This is a genomic window from Nonomuraea purpurea (assembly GCF_042650645.1).
Lineage (GTDB): Bacteria > Actinomycetota > Actinomycetes > Streptosporangiales > Streptosporangiaceae > Nonomuraea > Nonomuraea purpurea.
Map to the genome: position 1 here is coordinate 1 of NZ_JBHSBI010000039.1, position 24586 is coordinate 24586.

The 24586-nt window shown below is 68.5% G+C and carries 23 protein-coding genes, 1 tRNA gene and 1 pseudogene; 11 read left to right on the plus strand and 14 right to left on the minus strand.

Annotated features, from left to right (window positions below; all coding sequences use genetic code 11):
• Positions 1-483 precede the first annotated feature (483 nt).
• Positions 484-1182, plus strand: coding sequence for a DUF6461 domain-containing protein (locus ACFOY2_RS47515; RefSeq protein WP_379534763.1), 699 nt, complete (start codon positions 484-486; stop codon positions 1180-1182).
• Here the strand turns inward: ACFOY2_RS47515 and ACFOY2_RS47520 are convergent.
• Positions 1172-1621 carry a transposase gene (locus tag ACFOY2_RS47520; protein WP_379534764.1) on the minus strand — a complete coding sequence of 150 codons (450 nt, stop codon included), beginning with the start codon at positions 1619-1621 and terminating at the stop codon, positions 1172-1174. The two genes, ACFOY2_RS47515 and ACFOY2_RS47520, sit on opposite strands and share 11 nt — an antisense overlap.
• A gap of 793 nt (positions 1622-2414) precedes the next feature.
• The gene (locus ACFOY2_RS47525; RefSeq protein WP_379534765.1) at positions 2415-3257 is read right to left on the minus strand and encodes an LLM class flavin-dependent oxidoreductase; all 843 of its coding nucleotides are present in this window, start codon (positions 3255-3257) and stop codon (positions 2415-2417) included.
• A gap of 12 nt (positions 3258-3269) precedes the next feature.
• On the opposite strand from ACFOY2_RS47525, the gene ACFOY2_RS47530 reads away from it, so the two are divergent.
• Positions 3270-3863 carry a TetR/AcrR family transcriptional regulator gene (locus tag ACFOY2_RS47530; protein ID WP_379534766.1) on the plus strand — a complete coding sequence of 198 codons (594 nt, stop codon included), beginning with the start codon at positions 3270-3272 and terminating at the stop codon, positions 3861-3863.
• 482 nt (positions 3864-4345) lie between these two features.
• Here ACFOY2_RS47530 and ACFOY2_RS47535 read toward each other — a convergent pair whose 3' ends face one another.
• The 3 genes from ACFOY2_RS47535 to ACFOY2_RS47545 form a co-directional block, all read right to left on the minus strand.
• A complete protein-coding gene (locus ACFOY2_RS47535) occupies positions 4346-4765 on the minus strand; it encodes an HIT family protein (protein WP_379534767.1) in 420 nt (139 codons plus the stop codon).
• Positions 4766-5334: 569 nt separating this feature from the next.
• Positions 5335-5607: a hypothetical protein gene (locus ACFOY2_RS47540; RefSeq protein WP_379534768.1), complete on the minus strand. Its 273-nt coding sequence runs from the start codon at positions 5605-5607 to the stop codon at positions 5335-5337.
• Between the two features lie 34 nt (positions 5608-5641).
• The gene (locus ACFOY2_RS47545; RefSeq protein ID WP_379534769.1) at positions 5642-5803 is read right to left on the minus strand and encodes a hypothetical protein; all 162 of its coding nucleotides are present in this window, start codon (positions 5801-5803) and stop codon (positions 5642-5644) included.
• 356 nt (positions 5804-6159) lie between these two features.
• Between ACFOY2_RS47545 and ACFOY2_RS47550 the strand changes: the two genes are divergently transcribed.
• From ACFOY2_RS47550 to ACFOY2_RS47560, 3 genes are all read left to right on the plus strand, one after another.
• Positions 6160-7605 carry a serine/threonine-protein kinase gene (locus ACFOY2_RS47550; protein WP_379534770.1) on the plus strand — a complete coding sequence of 482 codons (1446 nt, stop codon included), beginning with the start codon at positions 6160-6162 and terminating at the stop codon, positions 7603-7605.
• A 371-nt stretch (positions 7606-7976) separates the two neighbouring features.
• Positions 7977-8441, plus strand: a complete 465-nt coding sequence (locus ACFOY2_RS47555; protein ID WP_379534875.1) for a hypothetical protein — start codon at positions 7977-7979, stop codon at positions 8439-8441.
• Positions 8339-8632, plus strand: coding sequence for a tyrosine-type recombinase/integrase (locus ACFOY2_RS47560; RefSeq protein WP_379534871.1), 294 nt, complete (start codon positions 8339-8341; stop codon positions 8630-8632). The genes ACFOY2_RS47555 and ACFOY2_RS47560 overlap by 103 nt, the downstream gene beginning before the upstream one ends.
• Before the next feature lie 216 nt (positions 8633-8848).
• Here ACFOY2_RS47560 and ACFOY2_RS47565 read toward each other — a convergent pair.
• A tRNA-OTHER gene (locus ACFOY2_RS47565) sits at positions 8849-8909 on the minus strand.
• A gap of 76 nt (positions 8910-8985) precedes the next feature.
• Complete coding sequence (gene add, locus ACFOY2_RS47570; RefSeq protein WP_379534771.1) at positions 8986-9936, minus strand: adenosine deaminase; 951 nt, start codon at positions 9934-9936, stop codon at positions 8986-8988.
• Between the two features lie 92 nt (positions 9937-10028).
• Between add and ACFOY2_RS47575 the strand changes: the two genes are divergently transcribed.
• Entirely contained in the window at positions 10029-10772 is a 744-nt protein-coding gene (locus tag ACFOY2_RS47575; protein ID WP_379534772.1) for an alpha/beta fold hydrolase, read from the plus strand.
• Here the strand turns inward: ACFOY2_RS47575 and ACFOY2_RS47580 are convergent.
• Entirely contained in the window at positions 10765-10905 is a 141-nt protein-coding gene (locus tag ACFOY2_RS47580) for a hypothetical protein (RefSeq protein WP_379534773.1), read from the minus strand. The two genes, ACFOY2_RS47575 and ACFOY2_RS47580, sit on opposite strands and share 8 nt — an antisense overlap.
• 168 nt (positions 10906-11073) lie before the next feature.
• A pseudogene (locus ACFOY2_RS47585) lies at positions 11074-12024 on the minus strand (RNA polymerase sigma factor); the annotation flags it as partial.
• A gap of 149 nt (positions 12025-12173) precedes the next feature.
• Between ACFOY2_RS47585 and ACFOY2_RS47590 the strand changes: the two are divergent.
• The 4 genes from ACFOY2_RS47590 to ACFOY2_RS47605 all read left to right on the plus strand — a co-directional run bounded on the left by ACFOY2_RS47590 (position 12174) and on the right by ACFOY2_RS47605 (position 17672).
• Complete coding sequence (locus tag ACFOY2_RS47590; protein ID WP_379534774.1) at positions 12174-12986, plus strand: TetR/AcrR family transcriptional regulator; 813 nt, start codon at positions 12174-12176, stop codon at positions 12984-12986.
• Between the two features lie 791 nt (positions 12987-13777).
• A complete protein-coding gene (locus ACFOY2_RS47595; RefSeq protein ID WP_379534775.1) occupies positions 13778-14959 on the plus strand; it encodes a cysteine desulfurase-like protein in 1182 nt (393 codons plus the stop codon).
• A gap of 75 nt (positions 14960-15034) precedes the next feature.
• Positions 15035-16690 carry an acetolactate synthase large subunit gene (locus tag ACFOY2_RS47600; protein ID WP_379534776.1) on the plus strand — a complete coding sequence of 552 codons (1656 nt, stop codon included), beginning with the start codon at positions 15035-15037 and terminating at the stop codon, positions 16688-16690.
• A gap of 10 nt (positions 16691-16700) precedes the next feature.
• The gene (locus ACFOY2_RS47605) at positions 16701-17672 is read left to right on the plus strand and encodes a tyrosine-type recombinase/integrase (protein ID WP_379534777.1); all 972 of its coding nucleotides are present in this window, start codon (positions 16701-16703) and stop codon (positions 17670-17672) included.
• A 31-nt stretch (positions 17673-17703) separates the two neighbouring features.
• Here the strand turns inward: ACFOY2_RS47605 and ACFOY2_RS47610 are convergent, their stop codons facing one another.
• Genes ACFOY2_RS47610 through ACFOY2_RS47620 form a run of 3 tightly spaced genes read right to left on the minus strand, consistent with a single transcriptional unit; the run spans position 17704 to position 21031 of the window.
• Positions 17704-18087, minus strand: a complete 384-nt coding sequence (locus tag ACFOY2_RS47610) for a DUF742 domain-containing protein (RefSeq protein WP_379534778.1) — start codon at positions 18085-18087, stop codon at positions 17704-17706.
• Complete coding sequence (locus tag ACFOY2_RS47615; RefSeq protein WP_357813042.1) at positions 18084-18485, minus strand: roadblock/LC7 domain-containing protein; 402 nt, start codon at positions 18483-18485, stop codon at positions 18084-18086. The genes ACFOY2_RS47610 and ACFOY2_RS47615 overlap by 4 nt, the downstream gene beginning before the upstream one ends.
• Complete coding sequence (locus tag ACFOY2_RS47620; protein WP_379534779.1) at positions 18482-21031, minus strand: nitrate- and nitrite sensing domain-containing protein; 2550 nt, start codon at positions 21029-21031, stop codon at positions 18482-18484. Before ACFOY2_RS47620 ends, ACFOY2_RS47615 begins: the two co-directional genes overlap by 4 nt.
• Before the next feature lie 387 nt (positions 21032-21418).
• Between ACFOY2_RS47620 and ACFOY2_RS47625 the strand changes: the two genes are divergently transcribed.
• Entirely contained in the window at positions 21419-22396 is a 978-nt protein-coding gene (locus tag ACFOY2_RS47625) for an ABC transporter substrate-binding protein (RefSeq protein WP_379534780.1), read from the plus strand.
• Here the strand turns inward: ACFOY2_RS47625 and ACFOY2_RS47630 are convergent.
• Both ACFOY2_RS47630 and ACFOY2_RS47635 read right to left on the minus strand, forming a co-directional pair.
• Complete coding sequence (locus tag ACFOY2_RS47630) at positions 22393-23400, minus strand: nitrilase-related carbon-nitrogen hydrolase (RefSeq protein WP_379534781.1); 1008 nt, start codon at positions 23398-23400, stop codon at positions 22393-22395. The genes ACFOY2_RS47625 and ACFOY2_RS47630 overlap by 4 nt on opposite strands.
• Before the next feature lie 167 nt (positions 23401-23567).
• The gene (locus tag ACFOY2_RS47635; protein WP_379534782.1) at positions 23568-24551 is read right to left on the minus strand and encodes a DUF1838 family protein; all 984 of its coding nucleotides are present in this window, start codon (positions 24549-24551) and stop codon (positions 23568-23570) included.
• Positions 24552-24586 lie beyond the last annotated feature (35 nt).

The following is a 24586-nucleotide window of genomic DNA, read 5'->3' on the forward strand; positions in this document are numbered from 1 at the left end:
CGGTCAAGGTCACTGTCTGAAAGATCCTGTTCTCGCCCTGATTGAGTCACAGAAGACTACTTCGTCCCCAGGTCTCACGAGAGTCTGACAGAGAGGGGGTTGCGACCGCGAGACGCTGATCGCCTCGGACGATCACGGCGTCACAGGTGCCCTGCGGTCCCGGGACTCTCGTCAGCGGCTCCAGGCTTCTGTCACGAGGAGCGACGGCCCATGCCTCAAGGTCCACGAGCGACCCGTACAGCGGCGTCCCCGGGACCTCAAGTGCGGTGGAGGGCGGAAGGTCGCCCTCGAATGCCTTCTGCCACAAGGCGTGCGCTTCGGGGTTGCGATGTCCCCGCCCACTGGTCAGATTCTGGGTCCGCGTCGTCGGAACGCCGGACTCCTAGTATGCCCAGCACAACAACGAGATCATCGGCAAGATAGCGACATAGCCGCCCGGCAGCACTGCCGGGCGGCATTCACCTTGAATGGAGTGAATCTACTGTGCAGTCACCAGACAGACTCTTCGACCTGCTCGCCTCTTACGAGGAAGTTGATGAGCCGCTAAGCCGGTTCTTCGCGGTCTGGAGCGAAGGGCGCGCGGTGAAGGAGGTCGCCCGGATCCTCGGGTTCGACCCTGAAGCTGGGGAGCCCGGGCAGTTCAGCGATCTGGAGACAGGTCCGTACGAAGACGGGGTCAGGACCGTGCTCATCGGCCAGGCCGGCGACTGGACGCTGGCCGTCGGCGACCAAGACGCCACCGGGGCCGACGCTCTGGCCGCCCTGTCACGCGATGGCGGGCGCGCTCTGAGCCTCGACTGGGTTCCACTGGACGACGACCCCAAGCTCAGGTACGCGATCGAGGGGGAACTCGTCACTTGCCTGAATCTCATTGATCCAGATGACCGCTCAGGAGCCGATCCCACTGCTCTGGACCATCACCTAACGGGGCTCCGTATCGGCATTGAAATCAGCGGCGGGGCTGAGCCGAACGAAATCTTCACCTCCGGGCTGGTCGCGATTGGCCGGGTAACCGGTCAGGAGATCGACGCGAACTGGCTCGATGCCGAGCACCTCCTCTATTCGATCGTGCCGGACGAGGAGGAGCGAGCTCACCATGCCGAACATCGCCTAAAGGGTGTTGCAGAAATCCGCGAGTGGGCAGGTCAGGTCGGTTCTGCGGCGATCGTACTCATGCCGTGAGGGCCAGGTTGTGCATGTGCGCGACGGCCGGGACAGCGTGATGGAGGCCGGTTCCTTTCTGTCGGCAGTCGCGCAGGATCTTGTAGTTCTTCATCCGGGCGAAGGTGTGCTCGACGCGGGCGCGGACGCGCCGGTGTTCAGTGTTGTCTTCCTCCAAGGCCCGCAGCAGAGGCCATCCCACCCGTCTTCGGTGCGGGGCGACCAGACCGGTATTGACATGAGCGCCATCGGCCAGGACCGTGGCAACCGCGCAGTGGGCCGCCAGGCCGGAGTCCCGCCAGGCATGAGCGTCGGCCTTGTTGCCCGGTTCCGGCGGCCCCATGGCCACCACCAGCCTGGTGTCAGCATCGATAACGACCTGCACCTTGGCGGAGAAGCGGTAGTTCTTGCTGGAAGCACCGACCGTGCGATCCCGAACCGGAACAAGAGCGCCCTCCACGATCCATAGCCGCTCCGCCGCCTCTGCTGTATCTGCTCATGGTCCGGTTGCTCGGCTGGTTGACCCTACTCGCGCGGGGCGACACCTCCAAGGACATGGAGACCCTGGTGCTGCGTCATGAGGTCGCCCTCCTGCGTCGTCAGGTCGCCCCGCCACGACCAGACCGGGCCGACCGGGCGCTGCCGACCTGGCACCGTCGCCTGGTCAGCCAACGCTGGACCTACCCAAACGCGGCCGGACGTCCACCGATCCCGGATGAGCTGCGTAACCTGGTGATCCGAATGGCCAGACAGAACCCACGATGGGGGCACCGGCGGATCCAGGGTGAACTGCTCGGCCTCGGCCATCAGATCGGGGAGGGCACCATCCGCCGCATCCTCACCGCGGCCGGTCTCGGCCCAGCGCCACGCCAGAAATCACCGACCTGGCGACAGTTCCTCACCTCCCAAGCCTCCGGCATCCTGGCCTGCGACTTCCCGCACGTCGACACCGTTTTCCTCAACGCCTGTACGTCCTGTTCGTCATGGAGATCGAGACACGCCGCGTCCACCTGCTGGGCGTCACCTCCAACCCAACAGGCGCATGGACCACCCAGCAAGCCCGGAACCTGCTACGACCGACCAAGTTGGAGTCATCACTGGGTCGGCCGACGGAGCGGCCGACCTCTTGGGGGCAAAATTCGCGAGGCCGCATAGTGGGGCAAGGTCGGCGCTCGAGCGCCTCAAAACGCTTACAGCGCGTTTGTGCAGGTCAAAGGGATACGAGAAGAGGCGACGTGACCACCAACCCACTTTTAGGCCGACGGCTTGATGAGCTCGTCGGCGACCCACCGTACGACGTTCGCCGGGTAGGGCGCCCCCAGCCCGAGGACGATGTGCCGGAAGCCGGCGTCGAGCGCCTCGCCGATCGAATCCCGGGTGATGCCGGGCTGGTCGTACGAGACCGGCAGATGGATCGAGCGGGTGATCGAGGCAGGGTCGCGACCGAGTTCGGCGCAGTAGCGGTCCAGCAGTTCGCTGCGGCGGACGACATCGTCGATGTCGCCGCCGGGGATGTTCCACAGGTCGGCGTGCTCGGCGGCAACGCGCAGCGTCGGGCCCGAGCGCCCGCCGATGAGGATGGGCGGGTGGGGGCGCTGGACGGGTTTGGGGTTGCAGAACGCGCCGGTGAGCCGGACGTGGGCGCCGTGGAAGTCGAACGGTTCGGGCTCGGTCCACAGCCGCCGGATCACCGTGCACGCTTCGGCGAGGCTCTCCACGGCGTGGGCGGCGGCGTGGAAGGGCAGGCCGTGCGCCTCGTACTCGCGCCGGGCCCCCGGCCAGCTCGGCCGCGAGCCGGCGCCGATGCCGAAGTCGAGCCGTCCGCCGGAGACGATGTCGACGGTCGCGGCGATCTTGGCCAGCATCGCGGGCGGCCGGATGCGGTTGCTGGTCACCATCACGCCGAGCCGCAGTCGCCGAGTCTGGGCGGCGAGGGCCGAGAGGAGTGTCCAGCCTTCGTGGGTCGTTCCGTTCGGGTCGCCGAAGATGGGCAGGAGGTGGTCGAACAGCCACGCGTGCTCGATCTCCGGGATCGTGTCCGCCTCGCGCCAGACCCGCAGGATGTCCTGATAGTCGACCTGCGACGGGGCGGTCATGATCCCGAAGAGGTGGACGACAGCGGCGAGGGCGCAGGGCGTGCAGTCCCGCGCAAGCGGGCCGACGCCCGGCGCAACGAGAGGACGCTGCTCGACGCCGCCGCGGCGGTCTTCGTGACCTCGGGCGTCGAAGCGCCGGTGCGCGACATCGCGGCCAGGGCGGGAGTCGGGGTGGCCACGATCTACCGCCACTTCCCGACGCGGGCGGAGCTCATCATCGCCGTCTACCGGCACCAGGTCGAGGCCTGCGCCGAGGCCGCTCCTACCCTGTTGGCGAGCGGCGTCACCCCGCATGCCGCACTGGGGCGATGGATCAATCTGTTCGTCGACTTCCTGGTCACCAAGCATGGGCTGGCCGCCGTGCTGCGGTCCGACGACGCCGGCTTCGACACGCTGCACGCGTACTTCCTCGACCGGCTCGTACCCGCGTGCGCCAAGTTGCTCGAAGCCGCAGCCGCCGCCGGTGAGATCCGCTCCGACGTGGATGCCTACGAGCTCATGCGCGGCGTCGGAAACCTCTGCATCGGCGCGGACAACGATCCCCGCTACGACGCCCGCCGGCTGGTCGAACTCCTCATCGCAGGACTGCGCCTGCCGCACCCCTAGGTTCGGCGGTGCGGACGGCGCTCACCGCGGCCCGCTCATGCGCCGCGCAACGTCGCCATCGGAGGCACCGGCGCCCCTGTCAGGTCTAAGGGTCTGACAGAGAGGGGTTCGCCGCGCTAATCTGCTGGGCACCTCAGACGAGCTTGCGGGCTTCCTGCCAGACGTAAGAGTGCGCCGAACTGGAGTAGGTGCCGCCCTGACGACACGTGCCGGGGCGTACGAGCACGCACCGAGCACGGCCGCCGCCCTACTCGATCATTACATCACGGCTCCCCGGAATGGATCCCGCGCTCCAGCCACGCCGGCACCATCTATAGATGACGGTCGCAGTGCTCGGCACGTGCTCTAACCCGTACGCAATTCGGTGATCTCCGCAGCGCAAGCTACCCGCTCCGATCGAAGTCGTCGCTGGTTCCAACTGTCACTCCCCGCGCCGTCCACGTGGGGTAAACCATGCGGACGGCGCCGGAGTGACGCCGCTCTCAGGACGCCGCGGCGGTCCTGATGTGATCGGCGAGTGGCGACAGCGACGACAGCGGCAGTTCCCGATGCGTCCATGCCTGTCTGAGATCCTCCGGGGTGTAGCGGGGAAGCAGGTGAAGGTGGAAATGGAACACGGTCTGCCAGGCCGTAGGGCCGGTGGCGTGCCAGATGTTCATCCCGCCCGGTTCCAGCGCGCGCCGCAGCAGGGCGGCGGTGTGCACAGCACCCCGCATCAGCAGACCCGCGCGGTCCGGGCCGATGTCGGTCAGGTCGCGACAGTGCTCGCGGGGGACGACCAGGGTGTGACCGCGAGTCGCCTGCGAGATGTCAAGGAAGGCGACCACGTGCTCGTCGGAGTAGACGATCTCCGCGGGGATCTCTCCAGCAACGATGCCGCAAAATGTACAGGTCCCGGTCATGGCCGCCTTTCCTCCACATGATCGACCCAGAGCGTAGCGACACCGGATCAGGATTGGGAGAGCGGGGCGCGTCCAGAGCCTCAGTGAGACCCGTGCCGTCGAGCGGTGGTCGAAGCCGGCCCCAGTCCTCATCCACGGGCAGGGTGAAGAAACAGGCGTAGATGAGGCGGGCGTCGGGGCTGGCCTCTTCGGCCTTACAGCTGTAGCGCAGGAACAGGGCGATGTACTCGTCGTAGAAGGCGCCGAGGTCTTTCTTGGTCATGCGGGCCAGCCCGCGTGAGCCTTTCGCCCAGCCGGGGTCGATCGGCGACCTGCGCACACAACATGGCGCCTACTACTTCTTCCCATCTGGTCGGCGTCGTCCTGATTTGATGGAAGAGAGTCAACGGCCAAGGCGAGCGCAGCCTACGCGCCCTGCTCGGCACACCCACCTCCGGAGCCACCCTGCGTGACTCCGCACCGCGCGTCGGGCATCTCAGAGAGGATCATCCCTGCCTGCCTGGAGCTGTTCGGCGCTGCACGATGCCCGCTTGACCTACTGGAGCCGACGGCAGCGCACGGAAACGCGATCAGTCGCCCGGCGAAGGGTCCACGGGGCGAAGAACCAGCCGGGCACCATACTCGTCTCTGAGGTCGGGCACGGCCCACGCGCGCCCGTCGTAAATTACGACTGGGCTGATATCGATGTCCGCCTCGCCCTCTTCGTCATCGTGGGCGCTGACGACGGTGACCCACGCGACGACGGGGGCTGCCTCTTCCGAACCGTTGCTGAAGACGATGTACGCCTCGACGGGGGTGCCGGTGGCCGAGAGGGAGACGGCACTGCCGCGGGAGATCCTCATGCCGATCGTTTCGCGATCATTGCACGTGGGCGAATCAGGTCAGGTCGTCCAAGTTCACGCCCTCGAAGCTGTACGTCACCTGTATCTCGCCGCCCACGATCTGCTTGACCGGCGTGTCCAGGCCGAACAGGCGCGCGCGCTCTTCGATCGCGAGCACGGTCTTGATGGCCAGCAGCGTCGGGGCCGTCGTCCTCAAGCGGCGCCCCGTCGTGGTGGATGACCTTGCAGTTCGAGACGGTGATGTGCTTCCGCCCAAGCACCTCGTACGTGTGGCGCAGCATCTCATCCAGCCGCTCTCCCTGTTCGGCGCGGTACTCGGCGACCTCCTGGCCTGGAGTGAGAAAGCTTCTCAGCGGCCTTCTAGCGTGGTGGGGCTTGTCGCGGTGGATGGCTCTGTGAGGGCGCGGGCGTCGATGCGTGGTTCGAGGGGTGGAATCACGGCAAAGTCCCCCATCGTTCAAGGCCGACCGCCAGAATCTATAACCAAAGCGATCACATGACTGCAGCCGCGCAACCGCTGGGCTGGGACCCGTGGTCGGATCTGGAGGCGGAATGCAACAGGTCGGCGGGCGGTACCGGTTGGACGTCCGGCTCGGCAGTAGCGGCGCGGGTGTTGTCTGGCGCGCCTTTGACCCGGTGTTCGGACGCGAGGTAGCGCTCAAGCAACTAACGCTAACCGGCGAGGGTGATGCTAATGTGCGCGCTGTTTTGCGCAACAGGATATTGCGCGAGGCCCGTCTGCTCGCCCGGCTTTCGCACCCGAACATCGTCACCATTTACGACATCGTCGACGACAGCGAACAGCTCTGGATCGTGATGGAGTACCTCAACGGGATCTCCCTCCACGACGTGCTATCGCAGGTCGGCACGCTGCCGCCCCAGTCAGTTGCGGCCATTGGTCGGGACCTGCTGGCTGCGCTCCAGGACGCGCACCGATCCGGCGTCCTGCATGGCGACGTCAAGCCTGCCAACGTCATGCTCACCAACGACCGCGTAGTGCTCAAAGATTTCTGGGTGGTCCAAGCCGGCGGGCTACCTGCCTCTCCCGACTTCATGGCTCCCGAGAGGATTTACGGAGAGGGTGCCAGTCGGGAAGCGGACATGTGGGCCTTCGGGGCGACGATCTACGCCGCCGTCGAAGGGGAATCACCCTATGGCCCCCCGGGCCTGCCCTCGGTGCTTGCTTCTCTCGCGAGGGGGAGCTACTCTCCGCCTCACCGAGCCGGTGTGCTCCAGCCGGTGATCGAAGGGCTGCTCCGCAAGGATCCTCGTGACCGCATGCGGGCAGAGGAGGTTGCTGTCCTCCTATCCGATGCCGGAACGTACAGCCGCGAAATGATCGCGCTGGGCGGCAGCAGCGATGGTTCCCCAACCTCGCCAGCGCCTGGTTCACGGGTTGATCCTCCTTCGGCTGCCCGCCATCCAACCCACGCTGATGCGAATCCCGCTGCAACAGCGCTAGCCGAGTGGATTGCTGAGGCACGTGATGGCGCTGGCGCGCTGATCTTCTTGCCTACAGACGACGGCGCGAGTGAGGTTGAGGCTGCGGTCGTTGCGGTGTTGGAGGCGTTCGGTATCGGGGTCGAGGAACGGCTTCCGATCATTCGTGCGTCCTGGCTTCGCCGCCTCCGACTGCGGGTACGGGCCCTTGCCGGATCGCCTGTGGCCAAGCAGCTCCTCCATGAACTGGAGTACGCAGCGAGGGTCAAGATCTTGTATGAGCCTGTCGCGGGCATCGACGAGAAAAAGAGCGCAGCCGTTGCATCGTTGATTACGGCGCTCGAATCGCAGCCTACGGCTGCCATCATGATTAGTTCCATCTTGATCCTTAAGGTCGACGGTGTGCTCATCGTCAGGGATCTGACGCCTGAGGAGCTGGTTTCCATGAAGCGAAATCCGCTTCTCGTGCGCGATCCAGCCGCCCTCTTGGAGCAGCTGAACGGCGCGACCGGCTCTGACGCGCAGCGGCCTTCACTCGGAAAGCTGGATTCTGCTTGATGCTCTTGCAGTGGCGGAACCAGACGCGTGGACGATGTAGGGCCGGCCGCACGCCCTCCGGCACCATGCGGATGGCTTCTTCCTTGAACTCCGGCGAGAACTGCCTGCGACGCCTCGTCACGTACCTACCTCTTCCAGACTTCTGTCAGCTTATGTAGCCGACTGTCCGGAATCTGTTGGGCACCTCACCCCGCCGCCGTGCTGGAGATGCCGGCCAAGTCACGGCCCAGAGCGCTGGTGTGGACTGAGGACCGGGTCCGTGCCTGGCAGACCGACTACCGCCGATACCGCCAGGCGGAAAGCAGCGTCGCGCCGGTAGACGGGTCGATCCGATCGACGCCTACACCAGCGTGTCACGCCCCTCCCCGGTCATGGTGTGGACGCCCGCCCAGACCCGCCTGTTCCTCGAAGAAGCTCGGCGGCATCGCCTCTTCGCCCTGCATCAGTTGATCGCGCTGCGCGGACTACGCCGGGGCGAGGCATGCGGACTGCGCTGGAAAGAGGTCGACCTCAACGATCGCACCCTGACCGTGAACTGGCAACTCGTACAGCTGGCCTGGCAGGTCCACGAAGGCACCCCGAAAACCGACGCCTCAGTCCGCACCATCGCCCTGGACACCGACACCGCCCAAGTCCTACGTGCCCATCGGCAGCAGCAACTCCAGGAACGGCCGGCCATGGGCGAAGCGTGGAACGACACCGGTTCGTCTTCACCCAACCCGACGGCAGCCGCCTGCATCCCCAGCACGTCTCCGACCAATTCCTCTGGCTCGCCTACCTGGCCGGACTACCGCCCGTCCGACTGCATGACCTCCGCCATGGCGCGGCCTCGCTGATGCTGGCGGCCGGGGTGGAAATGAAAGTGGTACAGGAGACCCTGGGACACACCTCCAGCGCCTTCACCGCCGACACCTACACCTCCGTCTACCCACAGGTGGCCACAGCCGCGGCTGAGAAGACCGCCGCCCTGCTCTTCGGCGACGAAGACCAGGCCGACCCCGGGAAACTCATCTCGCTGAGAAGCTGACAGTCGGATTAAGCATCCGGCCCCGCACTCGCCGCCTGCTCGCGGCGGCTGCGGGGCCGGGGGGCCCGCTACTCTTGCGCAGTCTCAGGAGGCACGGACGATCATGGCGTGTGCGGGGTTGGTGGCGCGCGAGCACGTACGGAGCACGCAAACGCTAGACGAAAATTCTAGAACGCATCCGATCCCGCATTACCGCAGGTCAGAGCATGATCAAAGCGCGCCCTGCAGGATTCGAACCTGCGACCGTCGGATTAGAAGTCCGACGACACCAAGGCGCTGCGGACCGTCGTGCGCACCCGCACCGACCTGGTCGACATGCGCGTCGCCGCGACCAACCAGCTCGCCGCCCTCGGTTATGACGGCGAGCTCAGCCAGGCGTCCACCTCGGCCCGTAGGCGCGTTTTGACCTCCTCGGGGGCGAACGAGGCGTCGATCGAGGTCCGTGCCAGCTCGGCCAGTTCGGCGTCGCCGTACCCGAAGACCTCGCCCAGCCGTGCGTACTCCGCCGCCAGCTCCGTCTCGCCGTCCGTGTTGACGGTCACCAGGAGCCCCGCCTCGACCAGCCGGGGCAGCGGGTGGGCGGCCAGCGAGGGGACGAATCCCAGCAGAACATTGGAGGTGGGGCAGACCTCCAGCGGGATCCGGCGCTCGCGTACCTCCGCGACCACGCCGGGGTCGTCGATCACCCGGATGCCGTGCCCGAGCCGCTCGGCGTGTCCGACGTCGAGCGCTTCGCGGATGCTGGCCGCGCCGGCCGCCTCCCCCGCGTGGTGCACCAGGTGCAGGCCCGCGTCCCTGGCCGCCTCGATCACCTCGGCGAACGGCGCCAGCGGGTGGCTCTCGTCGCCGGCCAGCCCGATGCCGACCACCCGGTCGTAGCGGGAGGCCAGCTTGAACGTGCGCCAGAACCGCTCCAGCGGCCGCCGCCTGGAGTGGTCGAGCAGCACCCGCCACTCGATCCCATACCTGCCCCCGCCCTCGGCCAGCCCGTCGAGCACCGCCTCCAGCGGCATTTCCGGCTCTCCGACCCGCTCGCCGTGGGAGGCCGCCGTGAACGTGACCTCGACGTAACGGGTGCCCTGGGCGGCCTCGTCCTCGCAGAACTCGACCGCGATCCTGCGGAAGTGCTCGGGGGTGCGCAGCAGGTCGCGCACTTTGGCCCGTTCGTCGCCGAACTCCCTGAAGTTGTTGAACGCCTTGCCCGGCTCGGGCGTCCCGCCCAGCTCTCGCACGGTCTGCGGCCGTACGGTGCTTTCCAGGTGAACGTGCAGGTGGGCCTTGGGAAGTGCGCGAACATCTCTCACGTCCTAAACATAGCGACCGGCCCGGCGATGCGCAGTTCGATAACCCGCCCGCGGCGTAGTGTCGAGGCAGACCCGGCGGAAAGAGCGCGTCCATGAGCACTGTCGTCCTGCTTCACGGCGTCCCCGAGACCCCGGCGATCTGGGATCCGCTCCGCGCGGCCCTGGGCCGTCCGGACGTGCGCGCCCTGCGGCTGCCCGGCTTCGGCGGCCCCCGGCCGTCCGGTTTCACCTCCACGAAAGAGGAGTACGTGCGCTGGCTGGCCGGCGAGCTGGAGTCGATCCCCGGGGAGGTCGACCTGGTGGGCCACGACTGGGGCGGCGGCTTCGTGGTGCGCCTGGTCAGCACCCGTCCCGACCTCGTGCGCACGTGGGCGACCGACGCCGCCGCCATCGCCCATCCCGACTTCGTCTGGCACGATTTGGCCAGGTTGTGGCAGACGCCGGGGGCGGGCGAGGAGTTCTTCGAGCGGCGGCACACCACGCCGATCGAGCGGCAGGCCGAGGGGCTGACGGCGGCCGGCGTCCCGTATGAGCAGGCGGCGGCGATGGTGGCGAGCATGGACGCGGTGATGGCGGAGAGCATCCTGGCCCTGTACCGGTCGGCCGTGGACGTGGCGGCGGAGTGGTCGCCCGCGTTCGCCGACATCCCCAAGCCGGGGCTGGTGCTGCTGCCGTCGCAGGACACGTTCCTGCTGCCTCGCCTGGTTCCGGCGACGGCTGCCAGGGCCGGTGCGGCGGTGGCCGAGCTTCCGGGGCTTGGCCACTGGTGGATGGTGCAGGATCCGGCGGCGGGCGCGGCCAAGCTTGAGGAGTTCTGGCAAAAAGCCGCTAAATGAAGGACTGTCTGGTGATGCGGATCTTCGACTGCTTGGGCGGCATCCGCTCCCGGTCGTCCATGAATGTTGCCATCAGGCCATGCCTGCGGGCCGGCACCGCGAGCGTCTCGGCGACCAGGTAGTCGATCTGCATGCGGCCCATCGTCAGCCACCGCCGTCGGTTGTGCGAGCCGACCGCGCCCTCGGGATCGCGCGCGGTGTCGGGCCTCGTGACGGCGCGGTGGTGGGAGACGTGATCAGCCTTTCTGTGCGGGCTTTCTGCATGGGCGTTTGTGCGCGTGGGTCCTTGCGCCGGGGGCTGTCAGCTCAGGTAGTCGCGCAGTGCCAGGGCGCGGGACGGGTGGCGCAGTTTCGACATCGTCTTGGCCTCGATCTGCCTGATCCGCTCACGGGTGACGCCGTAGACGCGGCCGATCTCGTCGAGCGTCATCGGCTTGCCGTCGGTCAGGCCGTACCGCATGCTGATCACGCCCGCCTCGCGCTCGGAGAGCTGGTCGAGCAGGGCGTGCAACTGCTGCTGGAGCAGCGTGAACGAGACCGCGTCGGCCGGGGAGATGGCCTCGGTGTCCTCGATGAGGTCGCCGAACTCGCTGTCGCCCTCCTCGCCCAGCGGCGTGTGCAGGGAGATCGGCTCGCGCCCGTAGCCCTGGACCTCGACGACGCGGTCGACGTCGAGCTCGCACTCCTTGGCGATCTCCTCGGGCGTGGGCTCGCGGCCGAGATCGCTCTGCAGGCGGCGCTGCACGCGGGCCACCTTGTTGATCAGCTCCACCATGTGGACGGGGATGCGGATCGTCCTGGCCTGGTCGGCCATGGCCCGGGTGATGGCCTGCTTGATCCACCAGGTGGCGTAGGTGGAGAACTTGTAGCCGAGCCGGTAGTCGAACTTCTCGATCGTCCGGATCAGGCCCAGGTTGCCCTCCTGGATGAGGTCGAGGAAGAGCATGCCGCGGCCGGTGTAGCGCTTGGCGATGGAGACGACCAGGCGCAGGTTGGCCTCCAGCATGCGCCGCTTGGCCCGCATGCCGTCCTCGGCGATCCACTGGAGGTCGGCTATGAGGTCGTCGGACAACCCGGGCTCGGTGTCGAGCCGCTCCTGCGCGAACAGGCCCGCCTCGATGCGCTTGGCCAGCTCGATCTCCTGCTCGGCGGTGAGCAGGGGCACACGACCGATCGCCTTCAGGTACGTCTTGACCGAATCGGCACCAACGGCCGCACCACCGTCGGCGATGTTGTCGTCCAGTTCGAGAACCTCTGCTGCTTGGGACAAAGCACTCTCCTCGCTCGCTTTGGAGTGGACGCACGACATAATCTTAGGTCGCGCCTAATTTTAGGTGGGCCGCCTTTTGAGGCTCAACCTAAAATCAGGTCGGACCTAAAAATTCGCAGGAGACTTCGGCTATGAGCATCGACACCCTGGGGTTGCGGGAACAGAAGAAGCGAGAGACCAGGCAGGCCATCTCCCACCACGCTACCCAACTGTTCCTGGTGCATGGCTTCGACGGAACGACGATCGCCGACATCGCCACCACCGCACGCGTCGCCAAAATGACCGTCACCAACTACTTTCCCCGCAAGGAAGACCTGGCCCTCGGCCACCTCGAGGCCTTCGTGTCCGGCCTGGCGGACGCGGTCGCCGGACGCCCGGCCGGTGAGTCGGCGCTGGGGGCGGTGCGGCGGGCGTACATCGAGGCGCTCGAACGGCGGGACCCGATGATCGGCTTCACTGATCGCGACTTCGCCCGCATGATCGCCGACAGCCCGACGCTCGTCGCCCGCCTGCGCGACCTCCACGACCAACGCGAACACGCCCTCGCCACCCACCTCACCACCGAACACGCCGCGAACGCGAAGCGCGCCGGGGCCTTTGAGCACGTTGGGGCTGCTGAACACGCTGGAGGCATCAAAGGGATCGGGGACAGGAAGCTGGTCGAGAGCGCCAAGCGGGCTGGGGCCGGAGCTGGAGCCGGGGCTGGGGTTGGGAATCGGGGTGCGATCGACGGCCCCGGTCGGGGCGGGGTGGTGGGCGAGGAACTGATCGCTCGGGCCGTGGCCGCGCAGCTCGCGGCGGCGGACCGGCTGCTGTTCCGGGAGCTCCAGTCCCGCGTCCTGGCCGGTCAGAGCGCCGACGAGATCGCCACCGCCCTCACAGAAACCGCACACCACGTCTTCGACCTCCTCGAACTGGCCGTCGGCACCTACGCGATCCGCTAACTCACCTACAGTGCGACACACCACCGCCCGAATACGCCCCCTCCCCCGGCCTCATCACGTCCGCCCCCGGAGGCGCATCTCCCGCCCAAATGCCCCAATGCCCAGGCGCACGACGGCACCTGGGCGATGCCGACGACGGCGGCACCACTGCAATGCGCCGGTCAGGGACCCCGGCGGAAGGCCGGCCGGAGACCCCGGCGGTGGGGCGGGGCGGGGTCCCCGGAAGGTGGGCGGGTTGGGTCCCGGTGGGTGGGCGGGTCAGCGGGGCAGTCCCTTCACGTACGCGGCCGCCTCAGCTATCAGCTCCCGCCAAAGGTCTTCGTCCGGATCTCGCACCGCCGCCCACTCCCGCATCCTGCGCGCCGCCATCACCATCACCTCAGCCGTCCCCTCCTTCACAAGTTCCCCAACTCGCGCCGCCGGAAGCTTGAGAATCAACCGGTCTTTGGAGAAAAACGCGTACACCTTCCCTTTGACCGTGAGCCCTGAGTGTGGAACATCCGCCCATGCTCACCTCAGGCCGGCAAAGCTGCTCCATGACCAGGTCGTCGTAGAGCTCCTTGGCGGCAGCCACGACACAATCCCTTTCTCGACATCCGCGAAGGCCATCAGGCGCGCCCCTCGGCCGGCAGCGCGCCGTTCACAAGCTCCCACATGCCACCGACAGTTCCGCAGACGACGGCCCCAGCGCAGAAGGTCGTCGAGAGCGTGCGGTCAGCGCGGCCGGACGATTGCGAGGATCGGGCGGAAGTCGTCCGGTTGAGGTCGCTGAGGGTGAGCATCTACATATCATGCCTTTCCCGATTAAAGCGGTACGTTCCGCCTATCCCGCCCTCACTGATGGCTTCGCCTACCTCGACGGCGCGGCGGGCACCCAAACCCCGCAAATGGTGATCGACGCCATCTCCTCCGCCTACAGGACCGGGATCGGCAACGTCGGCGGCGCCTTCCCCGCCAGCCACCGCTCGGGCGCGATCGTGACAGGCTGCCGCGCCGCCGTGGCTGACCTCGTCGGCGGCCATCCGGACGGCGTGATCCTCGGCCCGAACATGACCACGCTCACCTACCGCCTGGCCAGGGCCATCGCGGGCCCCGGCGACGAGGTGGTGCTGTCCAGGCTCGACCATGACGCCAACGTCCGCCCCTGGACGCAGACCGGCGCCACCGTCCGCTGGGCCGAGGTCGACCCGGTCACCGGCGAGCTGCCCGTCGACCAGTACGCCGAGCTGATCGGCGAGCGCACCAGGGTGGTCGCGGTGACGGCGGCCAGCAACATCCTCGGCACCCGGCCCGACGTGGCGGCGATCGCCGAACTGGCGCACCGGGCGGGCGCGCTGACGTACGTGGACGGCGTGCACGCCACCGCGCACGGCCCGGTGGACATGCGCGCGCTGGGCGCGGACTTCTACGCCACCAGCGCCTACAAGTGGGCGGGCCCGCACATCGGCGCCGTGGTCGCCGACCCGGCGCTGCTGGAGACGATCAGCCCGGACAAGCTGGCCTCCTCGCCGGACACGGTGCCGCACCGGTTCGAGACGGGCACGGCCGCCTTCGCCGACCTGGAGGGCGTGACCGCGGCCGTGGACCATCTGGCGGCCATGGTCCCGGGCACGGGCACCCGCCGAGAACGCCTGCTGACCTCGATGGCCGCCGCGGAGGAGCACGAGCGGGAGCTGTTCGCGGGGCTGATCGCGGGATTGGAGACCATGCCGCACGTCACGGTGTACGGCAAGCCGGCCAGGCGCACCGCCACGGCCTACTTCAACGTGGCGGGGCACACGCCGCGCCAGGCCGCCGGGCACCTGGCCGGGCTCGGCGTGAACGTCTGGAACGGTCACAACTACGCCTGGGAGCTGACCGGCGCGCTCGGCATCCGCGACTCGGGCGGCGCGGTGCGCGCGGGGCTGGTCCACTACAACGACGCCTCCGACGTGGACCGGCTGCTGGAGGGCGTGGCGCGCCTGAGCTGGTGAGCAGCGGGAATGGAATGAAAACCGGCCCGCCGGTGCTGTCAGGGACGCAGTCGTTCATGAAAGAAGGCGTTTCGCATGACCCCGCAGGCCAACGCGGCCCGGCTCATCGTGCAGGCATTGGAGGCGGAGGGCGTCGAGTACGTCTTCGGCATCCCCGGTGAGGAGAACATCCACTTCGTCGACGCGCTCAACCACTCCCCCATCCGCTACGTCCTCGTCCGGCACGAGCAGGCCGCGGCGTTCATGGCGGAGATCTACGGCAGGCTGACCGGCAAGGCGGGCGTGGCTTCGGCCACGCTCGGCCCCGGGGCGATCAATCTGCAGCTCGGCGTGGCGGACGCCACCACCAACAGCACCCCGGTGGTGGCGATCACCGCCCAGGTCGGGCTCGACCGCATCTACAAGGAGTCGCACCAGGTGGTGGACCTGGTGTCGTTGTTCCGGCCGATCACCAAGTGGGCCGAGCTGGCGCCCTCGCCTCAGGCGCTGCCCGAGCTGATCCGCAAGGCGTTCAAGACCGCCCAGACCGAGCGTCCCGGCGCGGTCTACCTCGCCATTCCCGAGGACGTCGAGTCCGCGCCGGTCCCGGCCGGCCTGCGTCCGCTGCCGGTCAACGTCGTACGCCCCCAGGACCCCTCGCCGTCCCAGATCGCCCGCGCGGCCGACGTGCTGGCCACGGCGCGCCGGCCGATCGTGCTGGCCGGGCACGGCGCGACTCGCGACAGGGCCTCCCAGGCGCTGGTGCGCTTCTCCGAGCGGCTCGGCCTGCCGGTGGCCACCACGTTCAACGGCAAGGGCGTCTTCCCCGACGACCACCGGCACGCGCTGGGCGCGGTGGGTTTCATGCGGCACGACTACGTGAACTTCGGCTTCGACGAGGCCGACGTGCTGATAAGCGTCGGGTACGAGCTGCAGGAGTTCGACCCCGTCAAGATCAACCCAGCGCGCGACAAGAAGATCATCCACATCCACCGGTTCGCCGCCGAGGTGGACGACCACTATCCGGTCGAGGTCGGCGTCCAGGGGGACATCTCGCGGTCGCTGCACGCGCTCGGCGACGCCGTGCACCGGCGCTTCGAGATCAACGGCACCGGCGAGCGGATCCGGCGCATGGTCCGGGAGGAGCTGGAGCAGGGGCGTTCTGAGAACGGGTTCCCGATGTCGCCGCGCCGGGTGGTGGCCGACATCCGCGAGGCCATGGGCCGCGAGGACATCGTGCTGGCCGACACCGGGGCGGTGAAGATGTGGATGGCCCGCATGTATCCGACCTATGAGCCGAACACGATGCTGGTCTCCAACGGGCTGTCGTCGATGGGGTTCTCGGTGCCGGGCGCGCTGGCCGCCAAGCTGGCCTTCCCGCGACGGCGGGTGCTGGCGGCGACCGGCGACGGTGCGTTCCTGATGAACTCGCAGGAGCTCGAGACCGCCGTGCGGGAGAGGGTCCCGTTCGTGGTGCTGGTGTGGGTGGATGACGCCTACGGGCTGATCGAGTGGAAGATGGATCTGGAGCTGGGGCGCAACTCCAACGTCGCCTTCGGCAACCCCGACTTCGTCAAGTACGCCGAGAGCTTCGGGGCCCGCGGCTACCGGATCACCGGCGCGGGCGAGCTGCTGCCGACGCTGCGCAAGGCGCTGGCCGACGACGTGGTGTCGGTGATCGCGGTCCCTGTCGACTACTCGGCCAACCTTGAACTCACCGACAAGCTGGGCGAACTCACCGGACCCTTCTAAGATCGTCCGGGTGAGCCTGCCTGCCCTGTCCGAGCCGAGGGCGCTGCCGATCGAGCCGGCGCGCGACCCCTACCACGTCTATCTCGACTCCCTCACCAGCCCCGAGTCGCGCCGCACCATGCGCGGCTGCCTCGACCGGCTGGCCCGGCTGCTCACCGGTGAGGAGAGCGCCACCGGCGCGGGCCAGCCGTGGCATCTGCTGCGGTACGAGCACACGGTCAGGATTCGCACGATGCTCACCGACCAGGGCTGGTCGGCGGCTTATGTGAACAAGCACCTGGTGGCGCTGCGGCGGGTGCTGAAGGAGGCCTGGCGGCTCGGCCAGACGAGCGCGGAGGACTTCGCCCGCGCCTCCGACCTGGCCCCGGTGCGCGCGGGCCGCCTGCCGACCGGGCAGCACGTGCCGCCCGAGGTCGTGGGGGCGGCCCTGTCGGCGTGCGACGACTCGCCCGCCGGGGTGCGGGACGCGGCGCTCATCGCGGTGCTGTACTCGACCGGCTGCCGCCGAGCCGAGCTGGGCGGGCTGAGGCTGGCCGACTACGACCCGGGGGCGCGGTCGTTGCGGGTGCGCGGCAAACGCGACAAAGAGCGGCTGGTCTACCTGACGACGGACGCGATCGGCCTGGTCGAGCGGTGGCTGGCGGTTCGCCGGACCGGGCCTGGCGCGCTGTTCTGCCCGATCAGCCGGGCCGGGCGGCTGCGGGAGCGCGACGGGCGGCCTGTGGGGCTGACCGGGCAGGGCATCGCCGACATCCTGGCCCGCAGGTTCGGGGAGGCGGGGGCCGCGCCGCGCACGGCCCACGACTTCCGGCGGACGTTCATCGGCGAACTGCTGGACGCGGGGGTGGACCTGGCGACGGCCCAGGCCCTGGTCGGCCACTCGTCCCCGGCCACCACGGCCCGCTACGACCGCCGCCCCGAGCGGACTCGCCGCGAGGCCGTCGACCGCCTGCGGCTCCCCGCGTCCCGCCCGCTCGCCTGAGCCTGGAGCCTGAGCCCCCGTCCGCAGGGGGTCACAGCCGCTGCAGGCCGCTGAGCACCCGTTCCAGCAGGTCGGGATCGGGCCGTCCGGCCCGCAGACGCGGATGTTCCAGCCGGACGAACCCCTCGGCCGCCATGTCGGCGATGAGCACGCGGGCGACGCCCAGCGGGATCTCCAGCATGGCCGCCACCTCGGCCACCGAGCGGGCCTGGCGGCACAGCTCGCTGATGGCCGCGTACTCCGGGGTGATCAGCTCGAAGGAGTGCGGCGGGGCGGCGCTGGAGCAGACCAGCGCCTCCAACGCCAGCTTGAAGCGCGGCGCGGTCCGTCCGCCGGTGACGGCGTAGGGCCGCACGGGCGAGTCCTGCTCCTCACCGAAGTCGGGCGGGGGCTGCCAGGGCGGATGCGCGCTCACCTTGTCTGCCGCGCGCGCAGCGCCGGGGTGAGCACCTGCCCGGCCCGGTCGGCCAGCAGCGTCATCTGGTACGCCACCAGCCCCATGTCGCAGTCGGGGGCCACCAGCACGGCCAGGCAGGAGCCGTCGCTGATCGCCATGTTGAGCATCAGCCCTCGTTGCATCTCGATGACGGTCTGGATGAGCTTGCCGCCCGAGAACAGCGTGGCCGCGCCCTGCGTCAGGCTGGCCAGCCCTGAGGCGATCGCGGCGAGCTGGTCGGCCCTGGCCGGCGGGAACCCCGCCGAGATCGCCAGCGGCAGCCCGTCGGCCGAGACGAGCGCGGCGTGCGCGACACCGGGCACCGACTGGACGAAGTCGGTGATCAGCCAGTCGAGATTGGTGTTGCTGTGGGTCATCGGTCTTCCTCGATGTTCGGGATCCCGGGGGCGAAGGGCGGGATGCTGCGCGTGCTGATGTTGTCGCGGGCGGTACGGAAGCCCTGCTGGTAGCCGGCCAGGCGGTCACGTACCTGTTCGGGTGAGATGCGCGGGATGGGCGCGACGCCCTTGGGCACCGACTCGGTGGCGGCGGCGCCGGGGATCAGGTTGGCCTTCGGCACGCGTTTGGGCAGGCCGGATGGGGTGGAGCCGTCGTTGGCCGGCTTGGCGGCGGCCTCGGCCGCGCTCCAGCCCGCGTCGGTCTGCGGCGAGCCCCAGTCGGCTTCGGTCCGGTTGCGGCTGAACCAGGCCGACTCCACGGCGGCGAAGATCGGCAGGTAGTCGTCGGCGGCGGCGGCGACGGCGTGCCCGTTGACGGCCGGTGCCGCGCCGCGCGGGAGGTCGAGCGGCGGCGGGTCGGTGATGAACGACGAGTCGCTCAGGTACGGCACCCCTCCGGGGTAGGACGGATCGGTGGCGAAGGACGGCCAGTGGGCCATGGCCGCGGGCCGTACCGGCACAGAGGCGGCCGGGGTCGGGTACGGGGCCAGGTGCAGCAGCGCCGCGGGCAGGAACACCGTCGCGGTCAGCCCTTTGGAGCTGTTCTCGCGCAGCTGCACCCGGATGCCGTGCCGGTGAGCCAGCCGGGCGACCACGAACAGCCCCATGCGGCGCGAGACCGACACGTCCACCACGGGCGCCCGCGCCAGCCGCTGGTTGGCCTCGGCCAGTTCGTCGGGCACCATGCCGATGCCGGTGTCGTTGATCGCCAGCAGGATCCCGCCGCCCTCGACCACACCGGCGGAGACGAGGACGGGCGTGGTGTGGGGCGAGAACGACAGCGCGTTCTCCACCAGTTCGGCCAGCAGGTGGATGATGTCGTTGACCGCCTGCCCGGAGATCGCGCTGCGGTCGGTGATCTGGACCGTGACCCGCTGGTAGTTCTCCACCTCCGACAGTCCCGCGCGTACGACGTCGGCCAGGCTGACCGGCTTGTTCCAGCGCCTTGGGGGCTCCTGACCGGCCAGGACCAGCAGGTTCTCGTTGTTGCGCCGCATGCGCGTGGCCAGGTGGTCGAGGGTGAAAAGGCTGCCCAGGCGCCGCTCGTCCTGCTCGCCCCGTTCCAGCCCGTCGATGAGCTTGATCTGCCGCTGCACCAGCGTCTGGCTGCGGCGGGACAGGCCGACGAACATGGCGTTGACGTTGGCCCGCAGCCGCGCCTCCTCGCCCGCCAGCCGGACGGCCTCGCGGTGGACCTCGTCGAAGGCGCGGGCGACCTCGCCGACCTCGTCCCTGGAGTCCACCCCAATGGGGGCGATGGCCAGGGCGGGGTCGTCGCCGCTGTCACGCAGCGCGCGCACGGTCTCCGGCAGGCGCACCTCGGCGATGCGCAGCGCCTCGGTACGTAGCCTGCGCAGCGGCCTGACCAGCGACTGCGCCATGATGGCGGTGACGATCAGGACGGCCAGGAGCAGCAGCAGGCTGTTGGTGGCGGCCAGGAGCGCGTCGCGGCGGGCGGCGTCCTCCAATGCCCGGCTCTGGATGTTGATCGACTCGCCGAGCCGTCGCTGGACCGTCCAGATGCCGTCGACGGTGCCGCTGATCGCCTCGAACCAGCGGTCGGCGTCGTCGTCGCGCTCCGGGTCGAGGTCGATGCCACGGCCGCCGGTGACCTGGGCCATCGTGCGCAGCCTGAACGCCTCGGCGCGGTCCACGAGCGTGCCGGAGACGGTGTCGTCGTACGTCTGCACCTCATCCAGCGTGGCCGCCGACCTGAACACGGCGACCTCGCTCTCCTGCTGGGCGCGGGCGGCCATGAACCGCTCGAACTCGCCGCTCTGGAAGCGGCCCGTCGTGGCCGCCGCGGCGAGCAGGGCGCGCTGCTGGGAGGCGGCGTCGTGCGCCTTGGCCAGCGCGGACAGCGCGCGCACGTCGCCCGCCAGCGCCTCGTGGTCGCCGCCGCCCTGGCCGACCTGGTCGTGGAACTGCTGGAAGGCGTTGATGATCTGGGAGTACTTCGTCAGCGCGGGCAGCGCGAGCAGTTGCGAGGTCAGCACTGTGTCCCGGGTGGCGGCGATCTCGGGCAGGCGGCTGAGCAGCTGCTGGGTGAGGGTCCAGGCGCTCTCGCCGTGGGCGGTGGTGATCATCGCGGCCCGCACGCGTACGGCGGCGGCCGCAGCGTCCACGGGCGCGAACTGCGCGCGCATCGGCTCTTCACGCGCGGGCGCGCGCGAGGAGGCCACGTAGGAGACCGACAGGTCCCGCTCCCGGGCGAGCTGGTGGGTGAACTCGATGACGGCGTCGCTGAGTTCGGCCTTGTCCATGACGAGCTGGTAGCGGCTCGCCGCCGTCCAGGAGGTGATGACCTGCTGCGCGCCGACCAGGACGCCCACCACGGTGGGGATGAGGATCAGCGCGACCAGGCGGGTGCGCACCCGCCAGTCCCTCAGCAGGAACCTGCGCCGCTTCCTGTGGTGATGCGCCAATCGGGGGCCGTGGACGTCCGCGGTCTGCTGCTGCGTCACCGGGCACCTGCCGGGGCGGGAGAACGGAGCACCGCGAACCTCAACCCGTCCTCCTCTCGGCGGGAGACGAGGGAATCCCCGCCTCCTTTGGTGCACACCGGCATGTGAGTTGCGTATCGCAACACCCTGGGTTGGAGAGCAATTTGAGCACATACCGGCCAGGTAGGCCAACCTTACAAACGACCTGACTCCCTTCGGAATGGCTGATTGACGTCGATTCCCTCCGCGTCAACCACGTTTGCCCAAAAGTCGGACAGTTTTGGACAATTAGTGACGATTCACTTCGAGGATGAATCCCGACATTTCATGGCAATAACCCGGGTTCCGCTGTATGATCACCGGCTGTCCGCGCGATCTTCGACGCTTGACTGGCCGAGGGGAAACTGAATGGAATCCGGTTCTGCTATTCGCGCGTTCACGGCCCTGGCGGCCGCGCTCGTACTGGCCGCATGTGGCGGTGGCGGCCAGGCCGCCACCCCTTCGGGAAGCCTGGAGAAGACCACGCTCACCATCGGCGTCAGCCCCACGCCGTCGTCGGCGCCGGTGTTCATCGCCGAGCGCAAGGGCTTCTTCAAGGCCGAAGGGCTGACCATCAAGACCGAGATCATCCAGGCGCCGCAGACCATCATGCCGAAGATCCTCAACGGCGCCATCGACGTCTTCAAGGGCAGTTACGTCTCCCTGATCAACATCCAGGACAGCGGGGCCGCCAAATTGAAGATTCTTTCAGACAGTCTGCAGGGCGCGCCCGGCATCGCGGGAGTCGTCGTACGCAAGGACTCGCCCCTGCAGACACCCGAGGACCTCAAGGACAAGACCATCGCCGTCAACTCGCTCAACAACCTCGGCACCATGTCCATGAGCGCCCATTTGAAGGCGTATGAAGTAACGCCGAAACAGGTCAAATTCGTGGCCATCGATTTCCAGGCCCAGCTCGCCGCGCTCACCAACGAACAGGTGGACGCCGCCTGGATGGTCGAACCGTTCCTGTCGGCCGCCCAGCAGGCCGGGGCCCGGCTGCTGCTCGACACCAACACCGGCCCGACCGACGCGCTGCCGATCGACGGCTGGGCCGGCACCCAGGAATGGGTCAGCAGGCACCCGAACACCGCCGCGGCCTTCCAGCGCGCGGTGTCCAAGGCGCAGCGACTGGCCGCGACCAGCCGGGCCGAACTGGCCGAGGTCGTGCCGCTGTACACGCAGACGCCCAAGCAGGCGGTGATGACGATGGCGATGGGGACGTTCCCGACGTCGCTGAACGCCAAGCGGATCCAGCGGGTGGCGGACCTGATGTTCGAGTTCGGATACCTGAAGGCCAAGGTGGACGTGGCGTCGATGGTCGTCCCCGAACCACGCCAGTCCTAGTCGCGGCCGTGCAGGCGTTCGATCGCCTCCATCTGGCGGGCCGCGAACCACGCCCGATCCCGTGCCCCGCCGGACAGCCCGTCCGGGCGTTCCCCGTCGTGGCGTCCGTACTCCTCGGCCCACAACCTGGTCTTGACCCGGCTCAGCAGGTTCGCCATGCCGGGCCGGGACCGCCGGCGCCGCAGCGCCGCCACGTCCAGCTCCGCCCCGGCCACCAGCGACTCCCCCGCGCCCGCCTGCGCGAGCACCCGGCCCTGGAAGTCGATCAGCTCAGAGCCGCCGTTGGTCGAGTCACCGGGGATCGCGATGCCGGTCAGGCCGCCGGTGTTGGCCGAGACCACGTACGCCAGGTTCTCCACCGCCCGCGCCCGGCGGGCGATCGCCTTGGGGGTGAGCATCGGAGAGGATGCCTCCGAGGTCGGATGGCACAGGATCTCCGCGCCGCGCAGGGCCAGCGCGCGGGCCAGTTCCGGCATGAGGATCTCCTCCGAGGCCAGCACCGCCAGGTTGCCGATCTCGGTACGCGCCACCGGCAGCACGCCGTCGATGCCGTAGATCTCCAGGTAGCGCTCCCACACGTCGTACGGCGACGGCGTGAACATCGAATGCAGCCGCCGATACCGCAGCACCGCCTCCCCACCCGGCGAGAAGATCACCGATGCCTGGAAGTACAGCTCGGGGAAGTGTTCGTCGCGTTCGTAGGCGTTGACGCACAGGAACACCTCCTGCGCCGCCGCGATCTCCGCCAGCGCGCGGTATTCGGGCCCGTCCATGTCCAGCGCGGCCTTCTCGCGCCACTCGGCGAAGTTCTCGCGCATCGGGAACCCGGTCAGCGCGTACTCGGGCAGCACCACCAGGCGCAGATCGCGCCCCAGCCACGCCTTGCTGCCGCCGACCTGCGCCCCGATCCGCGCGATGGCGGCCCGCATCTCGGCCCGAGGATCGGCGGCGGCGTTGACGGCCCTGGTCTCGACCTGGAGCGCCAGGGCCGTGAAGGCGGTCATGAGCTTTCCTTCGTCGGCCTCATGATGACCTCGGCAAGCTCGGTCACGAACCCTCCTTCGTCGGGCCCATGTTTCCCTGCTTATTGATGACCTCGACAAGCTCGGTCACGAACCCTCCTGCGTCGGGCCCGTGTTTCCCTGCTCACTGATGACCTCGACAAGCTCGGTCATGGGCGCCCGTTCGCGGTGCACCAGTCGGCCCAGGTCGTGGCGCCCTTGCCGAGTTGCTTGTTGTAGAAGGAGCTCCAGGAGTTCTCGCTGGGGCCGGTGGCGCTGGGGGCGGAGGTGTACAGCGGGTGGTTCGCCTCGACCTCGGCGCGCAGCCACGGCTCGACGTCGGCGTAGGAGTCCAGCGACCAACTGCGGGCGTGGTAGGTGAGCTGGCCGCGCACGTCGCTCTCGGGCAGGCACATGAACGGCGCCCACGGGCTCGTCCGCGCCCAGCTGATCTTCGTCCGCATCGCCCCTCCCGGCACGTTCCCGGTGCCGGTACGGGCGGCCACCTCGCGTTCGTCCACCGAGAAGTCGAACATCTCCTGCGCCGCGTACACGCCGCCCACCAGCCCGAACCGCTCGCCCAGCGAGCCGCCGAAGTCGGTCCGCACGCCGATGTCGCTCGTCCACACGGTCTCGTCATGGAGCTGGCTCAGCGGCGGGCCCACGTAGGAGGCGGTGACGTTGAACGGGCCGAAATTCACCGTGTCATTGTTGATGGGGATGACCGGGTACGTTCTCTGGTCGATCGGATTCTTCCATTCCCGCAGGACACGAGTCGGGTCGGCCGGGTCAGTATAGAAGACGATCTCGCGGGAGAGCTGGTAGAGCAGCGTCGTGTCCGGCACCCGGTAGAGGCGCCTGATGTTGTATCCCTCGATGTTGAACAGTTTCTGGCCATGCCGTAAAGCCGGGTCCAGGCTGTTGCCCTCGACGTTGGCGTACACGCTGCCGGAAATCCGGAAGACCATGTCCTTTCCGTCGGGGCGGCCGAACGTCTGCAGCGAAAGCTTGCCGCTTTTGTCGGTGACCGTTCTGTACACCGGTCCCGGATGCGTCGGGTCTTGTCCTTTGTCGTCCGCCGCGGCTCCGGGGGCGGCGATGCTCATGAGCAGGGTGGCGAGGGCGAAAGACCTGATCAGACGGCCTTTGAACATGGATGCGCTCCGCATGGGAATGGACAGGAAGCCCA

Excerpts from the sequence above, each read along its gene's own strand:
- ACFOY2_RS47525 (WP_379534765.1), bottom strand. The coding sequence starts at position 3,257 with ATGACCGCCCCGTCGCAGGTCGACTATCAGGACATCCTGCGGGTCTGG.
- ACFOY2_RS47535 (WP_379534767.1), bottom strand. The coding sequence starts at position 4,765 with ATGACCGGGACCTGTACATTTTGCGGCATCGTTGCTGGAGAGATCCCC.
- ACFOY2_RS47540 (WP_379534768.1), bottom strand. The coding sequence starts at position 5,607 with ATGAGGATCTCCCGCGGCAGTGCCGTCTCCCTCTCGGCCACCGGCACC.
- ACFOY2_RS47550 (WP_379534770.1), top strand. The coding sequence starts at position 6,160 with ATGCAACAGGTCGGCGGGCGGTACCGGTTGGACGTCCGGCTCGGCAGT.
- ACFOY2_RS47555 (WP_379534875.1), top strand. The coding sequence starts at position 7,977 with ATGGTGTGGACGCCCGCCCAGACCCGCCTGTTCCTCGAAGAAGCTCGG.
- ACFOY2_RS47575 (WP_379534772.1), top strand. The coding sequence starts at position 10,029 with ATGAGCACTGTCGTCCTGCTTCACGGCGTCCCCGAGACCCCGGCGATC.
- ACFOY2_RS47580 (WP_379534773.1), bottom strand. The coding sequence starts at position 10,905 with ATGCAGATCGACTACCTGGTCGCCGAGACGCTCGCGGTGCCGGCCCGC.
- ACFOY2_RS47590 (WP_379534774.1), top strand. The coding sequence starts at position 12,174 with ATGAGCATCGACACCCTGGGGTTGCGGGAACAGAAGAAGCGAGAGACC.
- ACFOY2_RS47595 (WP_379534775.1), top strand. The coding sequence starts at position 13,778 with ATGCCTTTCCCGATTAAAGCGGTACGTTCCGCCTATCCCGCCCTCACT.
- ACFOY2_RS47600 (WP_379534776.1), top strand. The coding sequence starts at position 15,035 with ATGACCCCGCAGGCCAACGCGGCCCGGCTCATCGTGCAGGCATTGGAG.
- ACFOY2_RS47615 (WP_357813042.1), bottom strand. The coding sequence starts at position 18,485 with ATGACCCACAGCAACACCAATCTCGACTGGCTGATCACCGACTTCGTC.
- ACFOY2_RS47625 (WP_379534780.1), top strand. The coding sequence starts at position 21,419 with ATGGAATCCGGTTCTGCTATTCGCGCGTTCACGGCCCTGGCGGCCGCG.
- ACFOY2_RS47630 (WP_379534781.1), bottom strand. The coding sequence starts at position 23,400 with ATGACCGCCTTCACGGCCCTGGCGCTCCAGGTCGAGACCAGGGCCGTC.
- ACFOY2_RS47635 (WP_379534782.1), bottom strand. The coding sequence starts at position 24,551 with ATGTTCAAAGGCCGTCTGATCAGGTCTTTCGCCCTCGCCACCCTGCTC.